The sequence below is a fragment of the Streptomyces sp. NPDC003635 genome (assembly GCF_053587635.1).
Window position 1 is genome coordinate 292,255 of record NZ_JBSFOK010000001.1, and the last position, 12,736, is coordinate 304,990.

Below are 12,736 nucleotides of genomic sequence, written 5' to 3' on the forward strand. Positions count from 1 at the left end.
TACCGCGCCGGGCGTGAGCCCATCGCCCCGGGCCACCACCGGGTTCGAGAAAGGAATTTGGGGGATGCCCCAGCTGGAAACCTCCCGGCCGCGCACCGGCCGGGCAGCCCCGTCCGGACGGTGGACGACGCCCGCCGGAGTCGAGGTCGTCCGCACCACCGAGCTCCTCGGCTCCGCCGCCGCCCTCCGCACCGACCTGGAGGACACCCTCGACGAACGCCGCGGCATGCTCCTCTTCCGCGGCGAGGACCGGATCATCGGCTACACCGACCCACCCGTGGAGATCACCGCCACCGGACCCGAGATTCGGGTCACCGCGCTCAACCAGCGCGGCCGCGTGCTGCTGCCCGCCCTGCTGGCCCTGTTCTCCCGGGCGACCGGGCACGCCGAGGCCGACGGGGACACCCTGCGCGTGCGCGGCGGCGTCCCGGACGGCACCTTCGCCGAGGAGGACCGCACCCGCCAGGTCGGCGTGTTCGCCGCGATCCGGGCCCTCGTCGAGGGCTTCGCCTCCGACGACCCGCTGCTCGGCCTCTACGGCGCCTTCGGCTACGACCTGATCTTCCAGGTCGACCCGGTGACGCTCACCCAGCATCGTGCCCCCGGCGACCGCGACATGGTGCTGCACCTGCCCGACACCGTCTTCGAACTCGACCTGGGTTCTGACGAGGCGGTCCGCCACGACTACGAGTTCCGCGTCGGCGGCTCCCGCACCGACGGCCTGGACCGCGCCACCCCGGCCCGTCCCTTCGTGCCCGCCGCGAAGGCCCCCGAGCGCGATCACGCGCCCGGCGAGTACGCCCGGGTCGTGGAACAGGCCCGCCCGCTCTTCCGCTCCGGCGACCTCTTCGAGGTCGTGCCCAGCCAGTCCTTCCACCGGGTGGTCCAGCGCCCGCCGTCCCAGCTCTTCCGCACCCTGCGCGAGCGCAACCCCGCCCCGCACAGCCTGCTGATGAACCTCGCCCAGGACGAGTACCTGGTCGGCGCCTCCCCGGAGATGTTCGTCCGGGTCAGCCGACGGGCCGAGGCCGGCGCCCTCGTCGAGACCTCCCCGATCAGCGGCACGATCGCCCGCGGCCGGGACGCCCTGGAGGACGCCGAACGCATCCGCACCCTGCTCAACTCGGCCAAGGACGAGCACGAGCTGACCATGTGCACGGACGTCGACCGCAACGACAAGTCCCGGGTCTGCCTGCCCGGCACGGTCCAGGTCACCGCCCGCCGCCGGATCGAGAAGTACTCCACCCTCATCCACACCGTCGACCGCGTCGAGGGCGTGCTCAGGCCCGACCGGGACGCGCTGGACGCCTTCCTCGCCCACCTGTGGGCGGTCACCGTCACCGGCGCGCCCAAGCTGTCCGCGATCGAGTTCATCGAGCGCCACGAGCGCTCCCCGCGCCGTTGGTACGGGGGAGCGGTGGGCCGGATCGGCTTCGACGGCGACCTGGACACCGTGCTGACCCTGCGCACCATCCACCTGCACGACGGTGTCGCCTCGGTCCGTGCCGGGGCGACCCTGCTGCACGACTCCTCACCGGAGGACGAGGAGCTGGAGACCGAGCTCAAGGCGAAGGCGCTGCTCGGCGTCCTGGACGAGCCCTCGGCTCCCCCGCGGCCCCGGCTGACCGTCGAGGAGGGCCCCGGCACCGGCCGGCGGATCCTGCTGGTCGACCACCGCGACTCCTTCGTGCACTGCCTCGCCGGCTATCTGCGCGAGACCGGCGCCGAGGTCGGCACCTACCGCAGCGGCGGCCATCTGCCCCTGCTCGCCGAACAGCGCCCCGACCTGGTGGTGCTGTCCCCGGGCCCCGGCACCCCGGCCGACTTCGGCACCGCCGCCACCCTCGCCGAGGCCGAGCGGCTCGGCATCCCGGTGTTCGGGGTCTGCCTGGGCCTGCAGGGCATCGTCGAGTACCTCGGCGGCACCCTCGGCGTGCTGCCCGAGCCGGTGCACGGCAAGCCGTCCCGGGTCCGGCGCACCGAGGGCGACTCCCTGCTGCTGGAGGGGCTGCCAAAGAGCTTCACCGTGGGCCGCTACCACTCCCTGTACGCCGACCCGGCCACGCTGCCCGACTCGCTGAGGGTCACCGCGGCCACCGAGGACGAACGGGTCGCGATGGCCGTCGAGGCGCCCGGGCACCGATTCGCCGCGGTCCAGTTCCACCCCGAGTCGATCATGACGTACGCCGGGCGCACCGGACGGATCGTGGTCCACAACGCGGTCGCGCAGCTGACCCGCACCCCGATCGGAGCCCTGCGGTGACCGCGCTGCTCCCGGCGCCGGGGGAGGTGGCGGCGCTCGACGGGCGAAGCGCCGTGCGGTCCGCCCCGGCGCCGGCGAGCGGTGACCCCGAGCCCGTCGACCTGGCCGCCGTGGCCGCCCTGTTCGAGCCGCCCGTGATCGCGGCCCAGGCGCACACCGGTGAACTGGACTTCCGGCAACTGCCCGCCGATGTGCGTGACTTACTGCGCGGCTACACCGCGCCGCTGCGCCGCGAGACCTTCACCGCGGGCCGACTCGCCGCGGCCCGCGCCACCGCCGCGCTGACCGGTACGCCCCGGTGGCTGAGCGCCGACGCCCGCGGGGCGCCGAGCTGGCCGTACGGCGTGGCCGGCTCGCTCAGTCACACCAACCGGGTCGCCCTGTGCGTGACCGGACCCGACCGCGGCGTCGGGCTCGGCGTCGACATCGAACCCCTGGAGACGGGCGCGGAGTTGCTCTCCGCCCTGCACTACGTGTGCACGCCCGAGGAGGCCGGCCGCCTGCGCGACTGCCCCGACCCGGCCCGCGCCGTACTGCGGCTGTTCTGCGTCAAGGAGGCCCTCTACAAGGCGCTGCCGCCCGACACCCAGGACGGCGTCTCCTTCCAGTCCGTGGACCTGGAGTGGGAGGAGCCGCCGGCCGGCCGGGACCCCGGTGAGCCGGTCCGACTGCGCGTCGCGCGCGGCCCGGCGCCCGGCACGGTGGGCCGCTGCGCCGTCGTCGGCAGCCGCATGATCGCGGCGGTCGCCGTGCCGTGGACGCCCCCCTCCCCTTCCCGTACCGACCGCCGCACCGAAGCCCGCCCGGACCGCCGTACCCAAGTCCGCCCGGACCCCCGTACCGAGTCCCGTAATCAGCAGGACGGACAGTGACATGACCACCAGACAGCACACCGTGTGCGTGATCGGCGCGGGACCGCGGGGCCTCTCCGTGATCGAGCGGCTCTGTGCCGCCGCCCGTGCCGCCGCCCCCGACACCGCCATCGGCATCCATGTCGTCGACCCGCACGCGCCCGGCGCCGGCCAGGTCTGGCGCACCAGCCAGTCCCCGCACCTGCTGATGAACACGGTGGCCGGACAGATCTCGGTGTTCACCGACGCCAGCGTCGAGCTGACCGGCCCCCTGGAACCGGGCCCCAGCCTGCACGCCTGGGCCGAGTCCCTGGTCGCGGGCGACATCCCCGGGCACTACCCGGAGCAGGTCCTCGCCGAGGCCCGCGCCCTGGGCCCCGACACCTACCCGACCCGCGCGTTCTACGGCCACTACCTGCGCTGGGCGTTCGACCGTACGGTCGCGAACGCCCCGAGCTGTGTGACCGTCACCTGGCACCGGTCCCGTGCCGTGGCCCTGGACGACGAGGCCGCCGCCCTGGCCTCCGGCCACCCCCCGCGCCAGCGGGTCACGCTGGAGGACGGCACGGTCCTGGAGAACCTGGACTCCGTGGTGCTCTCCCAGGGCCATCTGCCCGCCCGGCCCACCGCCGTGGAGGAGCAGTTCGCGGCGCTCGCCCGCGAGTACGGGCACACCCACCTCGCCCCCGCCAACCCCGCCGACACCGACCTGGAGTGCGTCCAGCCCGGCCAGCCCGTCCTGCTGCGCGGGCTCGGGCTGAACTTCTTCGACTACATGGCCCTGCTCACCACCGGCCGCGGCGGCAGCTTCACCCGCGTCTACGGCCGACTGGTCTACCTGCCCTCCGGCCGCGAGCCCCGGATGTACGCCGGTTCCCGGCGCGGCGTGCCCTACCAGGCGCGCGGCGAGAACGAGAAGGGCCCGCACGGCCGGCACGAACCGCTGCTGCTCACCCCGGCCCGGATCGCCCGGATGCGGGCGGCGCGGGGCGCCGAGGGCGCCGACTTCCTGCGGGACGTGTGGCCGCTGGTCGCCAAGGAGGTCGAGACCGTCTACTACCGGACGCTGCTGGCCGCGCGCGGCCGGGCGGACCGCGCCGAGGCGTTCCAGCGGGCCTTCCTGCTCGCGCTGCCGGGCACGTCCGCGGAGGAGACGGTGCTCGACGCCTACGAGATCGGGGAGAAGGACCGCTGGGACTGGGACCGGCTCTCCCAGCCGTACCAGGACCAGGAGTTCGGCGGGCCCGAGGACTTCACGGCCTGGCTGCTGGACCATCTGCGCCAGGACGTCGCCGAGGCCCGCGGCGGCAATGTCAGCGGCCCGCTCAAGGCGGCCCTGGACGTGCTGCGCGATCTGCGCAACGAGATCCGGCTCGTCGTGGACCACGGCGGACTGCACGGCGACTCCCAGCGCGAGCACCTGGACCGCTGGTACACCCCGCTCAACGCGTTCCTCTCCATCGGGCCGCCCGCGTCCCGCATCGAGGAGGCGGCCGCCCTGATCGAGGCCGGTGTGCTGCACATCATCGGCCCCGACCTGCGCGTCGACGTCGACCGGCAGGGCTTCCACGCCCATTCGCCGCTGGTGCCGGGCTCCCGGATCCGCACCGAGGTGCTGATCGAGGCGCGGCTGCCCGACATCACGCTGAGCCGCACCGAGGACCCGCTGCTGCGGCACCTGCTGGAGACCGGCCAGTGCGCCGCGCACCGCATCGCCACCCGCAGCGGCACCTGGATCTACACCGAGGGCCTCGCGGTCACCCCGCGCCCCTTCCAGCTGCTGGACGCGGCCCGGCGCCCGCACCCCCGGCGGTACGCCTTCGGCGTGCCCACGGAGTCCGTCCACTGGGTCACCGCGGCGGGCATCCGCCCCGGCGTCAACTCGGTGACGTTGACGGACTCGGACGCGATAGCCCAGGCGGCGCTCGGGGCGGTACTGGACCAGCGCGGGAGCCTGGAGCGGACGGCGGCGTGAAGAGCCCTCAGTGAGCGGCGGATCCGTGCCGGCGGCACGCCGTGAAGTCGGCTGATCGCCGGCGCGGATCCGCCGGTCGGCCCGCCCCCACAGAACCAGCACCGGAGGAGAACCCAGTCATGTCAGACCCCCACGCCCCGCAGCACCCTTCGGACGCCGGGCTGCTGTCCCCCGTGCGGGCCGGTACGCCCGTGGAGGCGGCGGTGTCCGACGAGGCCTGGCTGTCGGCCATGGTCGAGGCCGAGACCGCGCTGGTCCGGGCGCAGGCCCGGCTCGGCTCGGTGCCGGAGCCGGCGGCGCGGGCGATCACCGAGGCGGCCCGCCCCGAGCGCCTGGACCTCCGCGCGCTCGCCCACGCGGCCCGGGAGACCGCCAACCCCGTCGTCGGGTTCGTGAAGGCGCTGACCGCCGTGGTCGCGGCCGAGGACCCGGCCGCCGCCGAGTACGTGCACCGCGGCTCCACCAGTCAGGACATCCTGGACACGGCCACGATGCTGGTCGTCCGGCGGGCCACCGTGCTCATCCGCGCCGACCTCGACCGGTGCGCGGCCGCCCTGGAGGAGCTGGCCCGCGCGCACCGGGACACCCCGATGGCGGGCCGCACCCTCACCCTGCACGCCGTGCCCACCACCTTCGGCCTGAAGGCGGCCGGCTGGCTCCAACTGGTGACGGAGGCCCTGCACCGCGTGGACGAGCTGGCCGCCTCCCTGCCCGTCGAGCTGGGCGGCGCCGCCGGCACCCTGGCCGGCTACCTGGAACACGCCGGCACCCCCGGCGACGACTACGCCGACCGGCTGGTCGAGGCGTACGCGCAGGAGACCGGCCTGGCCCCGGCCGCGCTGCCCTGGCACGTGCTGCGCACGCCGATCGCCGACACCGGGGCGGTGTGCGCGTTCCTCGCCGTCGCGCTGGGCAAGATCGCGGTCGACGTGCAGTCGATGGCCCGTACTGAGGTCGGCGAGGTGACGGAACCGGCGGTGGCCGGCCGGGGCGCATCCTCGGCGATGCCGCACAAGCGGAACCCGGTCCTCGCCACGCTGATGCGCTCGGCCGCGCTCCAGGTGCCGCAGTACGCGGCCGTGCTGTACGGCGCCATGCTGGCGGAGGACGAGCGCTCCGGCGGCGCCTGGCACGCGGAGTGGCAGCCCCTGCGGGAGTGCCTGCGGCTGGCGGGCGGCTCGGCGCACACGGCGGCGGAACTCCTCGCCGGCCTCACCGTGCACGCGGAGCGCATGCGCGCCAACCTCGACCTGACGGATGGCCAGATCGTCTCGGAGCGGGTGGCGGCCGTACTGACACCGCTGCTGGGCAAGGCGGAGGCGCGCTCCCTGCTCACCCGGGCCTCGCACGAGGCGGCGGCACGCGGGACGGGGCTCGCGGAGGTCCTCACGGCGGCTCCCGAGGTGACACGGCATCTGAGCCCGGCCGAACTGGCCGCGTTGCTGGATCCGGCGGGGTACCTGGGCGCGGCTCCGGGGCTGGTGGACCGGGTGGTGGGCGTCGAGCCGACCCTCCGGGACGCGACGGCTTCGGGTACGGGCTCTTCGGGCAGGGGCTCCTCGGATGCGGGCTCCTCGGACCCGGCGGCTGCGGGCAGGGCCTTTTCGGACACGGCTGCTTCGGACACCGCCGCCTCCGACACGACGGTTCCCGATCCGTCTCTCCCCGGTCTGTCGGCGGCATGAGCGGCGCCGCCCTCGCGCACACCCGGCACGGCTCCGGGTCCCCCCTCGTGCTGCTGCACGGGATCGGCAGCGGCAGGCGGTGCTGGGACCCGGTGACCGGGCTGCTCACCGCGCGGCACGAGGTGCTCGCCGTGGATCTGCCGGGGTTCGGGGACAGCCCCGCGCTCGCTCCGGGAGTACGGCCCACCGCGCGGGAACTCGCCGGAGCCGTCGGCCGGTTCCTCGACGCGCGGGGGATCTCCACGGCGCATGTGGCCGGGAACTCGCTCGGCGGCTGGGTGGGCCTGGAGCTGGCCCTGGCCGGGCGGGTCCGCACCCTGAGCCTGGTCTCCCCGGCGGGCCTGTGGCGTCGTACGACCCCGCCGACCACCCGCCTGCTGCTCCGCTCCTGCCGACTGGCGGCACCCTGGCTGGCCGGCCCCGCCGCGCCTCTCCTGCGGACCGCGCCGACCCGCGCCGCGCTGCTCGCGGGCATCTACGGCCGGCCCGCCCGGCTGCCCTACGACCACGCCCGGACGGCCGCCCAGGACATGGCGCGGGCCCGTGCCTTCGAGGCCACCTGGCGGGCCGTCAGCACCACACGGTTCACCGGTGGACGGGGGATCGGCGTGCCGGTGCGGGTGGCGTTCGGGTCCCGGGACGCCGTCCTGCGCCCCGGGCAGGCGCGCTTCCTGGACGAACTCCCCGCGGGCACGGTGGCGCACGTGCTGCCGGGGTGCGGTCATGTCCCGATGCACGACGCGCCCGAGGCGGTCGCCCGGTTCATCCTCGCCACCACCGCCGACCAGCCGCGCGGGGAGGAGTTGGCGGCCCCTTGAACGGTCCTTGACCACTCTTCACCAGCCTGGGGGTATGAAACGCGAACCCTCCGCGCAGCGGCGGCAGTTGCTCGACACCCTCCAGGGTCTGCTCGACGACCTGCCGCGCCCGTCCGGCGGGACCCCGCTTCGGGCCGAGGACGTCCTGGCGTACCTGGAGACCGGCCGGGGCGTCCACACCGGCACGAGGCCGGTCCCTTCGGCGGGAACCGGCGTGGTCCCCCCGGCGGGGACGCCGGAGGGGGACGCGGCGGTGGAGGCGTCGCTGCGGCTGGTGATCGAGGCGTTCAGCGCGCTGCTGAGCGCACGGGGGGATCCGGCGGGGCCGCGGTGACGGGCATCCCGCTGCCGTACGGTCCCGTGATCCTCCCCGGGCACCGCGTCGAGGCCGGCCTGCCCCGGGTTTCCCGGGCGACCGCGCTGCCGCGTGCCCCGGGTTCTCCCCATCCGCCGGGTTGTCCACAGGGCCTGACGCGTTCCGGTCCCCCCGCTGTACCGTCGGCACGAGTTGATGTTCGTGCGGACCGGAGGCGGTCCGGGTACGGGGGAGGCGGTCGGTGTGGTCGACGTCGGTGCAGCGGAGAAGGCGGATGAGGCGGGCGCGCGGTCGGCGTCGCGTCGGCTGCCCCAGGTGCGCGGATTCGCCGAGTGGCCCGGGAGCGGCTCGCCGAAGCAGGAGGGCAAGGCCCTGCGCGAGCGCGTCCCGCGCAGCTCGCACGCGCTGCTCGACCTGGACCCCGACCGCCCGGACGCGCTCGCCGCGGTGGAGGAGTCCAACCGCGGCCGGCTCCCCGAACTGACGCCGATCCGGGTCGGCCGGATGGCGGCCACGCCCTTCGCCTTCCTGCGCGGATCGGCGGGCCTGATGGCCCACGACCTCGCCCGCACCCCCATGACCCGCGTCCTCGCCCAGATCTGCGGCGACGCCCACGCGGCGAACTTCGGTCTGTACGGTGACGCGCGCGGCGGCCTGGTCATCGACCTCAACGACTTCGACGAGACGCTGCTCGGCCCCTGGGAGTGGGACCTGAAGCGGCTCGCGACCTCCCTGGTGCTGGCCGGACGGGAGACGGGCGCGTCCGAGGACACCTGCCGCGAGGCGGCGCACGACGCGGTGGGCGCCTACCGGCGCACGATGCGGCTGCTCGCCAAGCTGCCGGTGCTGGACGCGTGGAACGCCATCGCGGACGAGGAGCTCGTCTCGCACACCGACGCCCATGACCTGCTCGGCACCCTGGAGCGGGTGGCCGAGAAGGCGCGCTCCAACACCAGCGGCCGGTTCGCGGCGAAGTCGACCGAGGCGACCGAGGACGGCGGGCGCCGCTTCGTGGACGCCGCTCCGGTGCTGAGCCGGACGCCGGACGAGGAGGCGGCGACGGTGGCCGCGTCCCTGGAGGAGTACGTCGGCACCCTCTCGGAGGACCGCCACCCCCTGCTGGCCCGGCACGCGGTGCACGACGTGGCGTTCCGGATAGTGGGCACGGGCAGCGTCGGTACCCGCTCGTACGTGGTGCTGCTGCTGGACCACCGGGGCGAACCCCTGATCCTCCAGGTGAAGGAGGCCCGCCCCTCCGCGCTGCTCCCGCATCTGGCGACGGCGGGCTTCGAGACCCCGGCGCCGGAGCACGAGGGGCGCCGGGTGGTCGTCGGCCAGAAGCGGATGCAGGTGGTCAGCGACGTCCTGCTGGGCTGGACGACGGTGGCGGGCCGTCCCTTCCAGGTACGCCAGTTCCGCAACCGCAAGGGCAGCGTCGACCCGGCGGCCCTGACCCCCGAGCAGTTGGACGACTACGGCCGGATGACCGGCGCTCTCCTGGCCCGCGCCCACAGCCACAGCGCCGACCCGCGCAGAATCGCCGGCTACTGCGGCAAGAACGAGGAGCTGGACGAGGCGATCGCCGCCTTCGCCGTGGCCTACGCCGACCGCACGGAGGCGGACCACGGCGACCTGGTGGCGGCGGTGCGCAAGGGCCGGATCGCGGCGGAGACGGGTGTATGAGGTACGTCGACCTCGACGCGCGGGTCGGTGAGCTGACGGGCGTCATCGATCCACGGCCGTATCTGGAGCGGCTTCCCGAGTTCGCGCCCGGTCTTCCGCCGGGCGCCCGGGCCTTCGCCACCGACCCCGGGCACTACGCCTTCGCCGGGCACCGGTGTGTGAAGGACCTGCGGCCGCTGGGGGTCCGCCGGCTCGCCGAGGACGAGGTCGAGCTCTGCTTCGGGCACAACTGCTTCAAGCACGACGAGGACCTGGTCGTCCGCTACAGCGGCGTCTCGCGTTTCCAGGTCGACGTCCTGGACGCCTGTGACGTGACGGGCCTCGGGGAGGTGATCCTCGACGAGGTGCTGCCGCATCCCGACGGCTGCACGCACGAGGTCGCCTGCCGCCCGGGCACGCTGCTCGTGATCTGCCGGGATCTGACCGCGTCCTGGGTTCCGGCGGACTGCCCCGAGGCACGGGAGTCGTGATCACCGGCCGGTCCGGGCGGGCCGTGGCCTAGTCTGGTCGGGTGACGACCCCGGAAGCCGAGCAGTCCGACACCCAGCCCGCCGAGGGTTCCGCTTCCCCGCCCGCCGAGGGTTCCGCTCCCCGGCCCGAGGAGCGGCTGGAGCGGGCCGTGCGGGCTGCCGAGCAGGCGCTCATCGAGTACGAGATCGCGGTGGAGACCTTCCGCGTCGAGGTGGAGAACTTCTCCCGGCTGCACCACCAGAAGCTCGGCCCGATGTACGCCCGGCTCGACGAGCTGGAGGCCCGGATCGCCGAGGCGCGAGCGGAGCGCAGCGGTGATCCGGAGGACCTGCGCAAGGCGCAGGAGGCGCGCGCCCGGGTCATGCCCATGCCGGGTGTGGAGGAGTTGTTCCACGGCTGGATGGACGGCGACGGGCTGTTCCCGGAGGCGTCCGCGATGCTCACGGACCAGCCGGTGCGGCCCCCGCAGCGGGTGCGCCCCAGCGAGGAGGCCCGCAAGCTCTACCGCGAGCTGGCCCGCAAGGCCCACCCCGACCTGGCCCAGGAGGACGCGGAGCGGGCCCGCCGGGAGGAGTTCATCACCCGGGTGAACGCCGCCTACGCCCGGGGCGACGAGGCCCTGCTGCGGGAGCTGGCCGAGGAGTGGGCGGCGGGCCCGGCCCCGAAGGAGCGCACGCCCAGTCCCGCCGAGGAGCTCTACGCCCGCCTGGAGTGGCTCGCCGAGCGCAAGGAGCTGCTCGGCGTGGTCGTACGGGAGCTGGAGGAGAGCGCGATCGGCTCGATGCTCCGGCTGGCCCCGGACGACCCGGACCAGCTGCTGGAGGAGATCGCCGAGCAGCTGCTGGCCGATGTGGCGGCCCGCGAGGCCGAGCTCGCGGAACTGCTCGGGTAGCGTCGGGGTCATGCATTTCGGATCTGGCGTTCCCACGGTTGAGGTCACGGACCTCAAGGACGGCGACTTCCTCCTGGACGTCCGCGAGGCCGACGAGTGGCAGGCGGGCCATGCCGAGGGGGCGCTGCACATCCCCATCAGCGAGTTCGTCGCCCGTTACGGCGAGCTGACCGAGGCCGCCCCGCAGGACGGGCGGGTCCATGTGATCTGCCGCTCCGGAGGCCGCAGCGCGCAGGTCGCGATGTACCTCGTCCAGCAGGGCGTCGACGCGGTGAACGTGGACGGGGGCATGCAGGTGTGGGCGGCGGCGGGCCGCCCGGTCGTCACTGAGGACGGGCAGCAGGGCTTCGTGCTCTAGCTTCGTCACGCCGGACGGGCAGCGGGGCCTGGCAGGGCGGGGTAAAGGTCCGGCGTGCGGGGCCTCAGCCCAGCGGATGTGCCGCCAGCAGATCCCCCAGCGCCTCCTCGTGCGCCGCCGCGGGGCCGAGCGACAGCTCCAGTTGCTTGGCCCACGCGTGATACCGGTGCAGCGGGTAGTCGACGTCGGCCCCGAACCCCCCGTGCAGGTGCTGCGCCGTCTGCACGACCCGCCGTACCCCCTCCGCGGCCCAGATCTTGGCCACCGCCACGTCGCCGGCCACCGGCAGCGCGCCCGGCGCCCGCGCCGTGACCCGCCAGGCGGCCTGCCACAGCGTGGCCTCCATGGCTCGCAGGTCGATGTACCGGTCCGCGGCCTGCACGGCGACCGCCTGGAAGGTGGCGAGCGGGAACCCGAACTGCTCCCGCTTGCCGGTGTACTCGCCGGTCATCCGCAGCACCCGCTCGCCGAGCCCCAGCGCCAGCGCACACGTCCCCACGGTCAGCAGCTCCCGCAGCCGCTCCCAGGCCCCTTCCGCGTCCACCACGTCCGCGACCCGCGCGGAGTCCAGCCGCAGCTCCCCGAGCCGCTCCCCGTTGGTGGAGTACTGCTCGGCCAGTTCCACCCCGGCCTGCCCGCGCGGCACCAGCGCCAGGACGGCCCGTCCGTCGTCCGCGCCGTCCGTGGTCGCCGGTACGACGACCAGGTCGGCGTCGTGCGCCCAGGGCACAGCCGTCTGCGTGCCGTCGAGCACCCACTGCCCGCCCTCCCGCCGCGCGGTCACCGCCAGCTCCGCCGGATCGTGTCCGGTACGGCCGTGCGCGGCGACGGTCAGCACCACCTCGCCCCGCCCGGCCCGCGCGAGCAGCCCGGACTTCAGCGGCTGAGGGCCATAGGCGTCGAGGACGGTCAGCGCGGCGCTGTGCTCCAGCAGCGGCACCCGGGCCAGCACCCCCGCCGCCTCGCGCAGCACCAGACAGAGCGCGACCGCGTCGAGGCCGGCCCCGCCGTGCTCCTCGCCGATCAGCAGGCTCAGCAGATCGGCGTCGGCGAGCCGGGCCCACAGCGCGCGGTCGAAGTCCTCGGCCACGGCGCCGGGGGTCAGCGCGGGGGACGGCACGGCGTCCGGGGCGACCCCGGCGAACACCCCCCGCGCCGCCTCGGCCGCCGCCTGCTGCTCCTCGGTGAAGGAAAAATCCACGGTCCCTGCCCTCCCGCGCACACGGAGATCTGACGGTCCGTCAAGATAGAACAGGTTCTAGGAGAAGGGAACGCCACGGGCCGCAACCCCTACCGACCACTCGGCAGACGTGACCCCACCGTGAACCGGGACCCGTAAGGTGGCACCCTGCCGCGACCGAGAGGGCTGTGCCCGGCGGCGGGCCTGAGTACCGTTCCGGTGCGGCAGGACGGACCGGAATCGG

The 12,736-nt window shown here is 74.7% G+C and carries 11 protein-coding genes; 10 read left to right on the forward strand and 1 reads right to left on the reverse strand.

What is annotated here, in order from left to right:
- Window positions 1–64 precede the first annotated feature (64 nt).
- From ACWDRW_RS01380 to ACWDRW_RS01425, 10 genes are all read left to right on the forward strand, one after another.
- On the forward strand, window positions 65–2,263 hold the full coding sequence (locus ACWDRW_RS01380; protein WP_451718359.1) for an anthranilate synthase component I: 2,199 nt from the start codon (window positions 65–67) through the stop codon (window positions 2,261–2,263).
- Complete coding sequence (locus ACWDRW_RS01385) at window positions 2,260–3,135, forward strand: 4'-phosphopantetheinyl transferase family protein (RefSeq protein WP_451718362.1); 876 nt, start codon at window positions 2,260–2,262, stop codon at window positions 3,133–3,135. Before ACWDRW_RS01380 ends, ACWDRW_RS01385 begins: the two co-directional genes overlap by 4 nt.
- A 1-nt stretch (window position 3,136) precedes the next feature.
- The gene (locus ACWDRW_RS01390) at window positions 3,137–5,089 is read left to right on the forward strand and encodes an FAD/NAD(P)-binding protein (RefSeq protein WP_451718365.1); all 1,953 of its coding nucleotides are present in this window, start codon (window positions 3,137–3,139) and stop codon (window positions 5,087–5,089) included.
- A gap of 119 nt (window positions 5,090–5,208) precedes the next feature.
- On the forward strand, window positions 5,209–6,774 hold the full coding sequence (gene pcaB, locus ACWDRW_RS01395; protein WP_451718368.1) for a 3-carboxy-cis,cis-muconate cycloisomerase: 1,566 nt from the start codon (window positions 5,209–5,211) through the stop codon (window positions 6,772–6,774).
- The gene (locus ACWDRW_RS01400) at window positions 6,771–7,592 is read left to right on the forward strand and encodes an alpha/beta fold hydrolase (protein ID WP_451718371.1); all 822 of its coding nucleotides are present in this window, start codon (window positions 6,771–6,773) and stop codon (window positions 7,590–7,592) included. Before pcaB ends, ACWDRW_RS01400 begins: the two co-directional genes overlap by 4 nt.
- A gap of 34 nt (window positions 7,593–7,626) precedes the next feature.
- Window positions 7,627–7,926, forward strand: coding sequence for a hypothetical protein (locus ACWDRW_RS01405; RefSeq protein WP_451718373.1), 300 nt, complete (start codon window positions 7,627–7,629; stop codon window positions 7,924–7,926).
- Between the two features lie 177 nt (window positions 7,927–8,103).
- Complete coding sequence (locus tag ACWDRW_RS01410; protein WP_451718378.1) at window positions 8,104–9,591, forward strand: DUF2252 domain-containing protein; 1,488 nt, start codon at window positions 8,104–8,106, stop codon at window positions 9,589–9,591.
- Window positions 9,588–10,061: a hypothetical protein gene (locus ACWDRW_RS01415; RefSeq protein WP_451718384.1), complete on the forward strand. Its 474-nt coding sequence runs from the start codon at window positions 9,588–9,590 to the stop codon at window positions 10,059–10,061. The genes ACWDRW_RS01410 and ACWDRW_RS01415 overlap by 4 nt, the downstream gene beginning before the upstream one ends.
- 41 nt (window positions 10,062–10,102) lie before the next feature.
- The gene (locus ACWDRW_RS01420; RefSeq protein WP_451718386.1) at window positions 10,103–10,954 is read left to right on the forward strand and encodes a hypothetical protein; all 852 of its coding nucleotides are present in this window, start codon (window positions 10,103–10,105) and stop codon (window positions 10,952–10,954) included.
- 10 nt (window positions 10,955–10,964) lie between these two features.
- Entirely contained in the window at window positions 10,965–11,312 is a 348-nt protein-coding gene (locus ACWDRW_RS01425) for a rhodanese-like domain-containing protein (protein ID WP_451718388.1), read from the forward strand.
- Between the two features lie 64 nt (window positions 11,313–11,376).
- On the opposite strand, the gene ACWDRW_RS01430 is transcribed toward ACWDRW_RS01425, so the two are convergent.
- Entirely contained in the window at window positions 11,377–12,513 is a 1,137-nt protein-coding gene (locus ACWDRW_RS01430; RefSeq protein ID WP_451718390.1) for an acyl-CoA dehydrogenase family protein, read from the reverse strand.
- Between the last annotated feature and the right edge of the window lie 223 nt (window positions 12,514–12,736).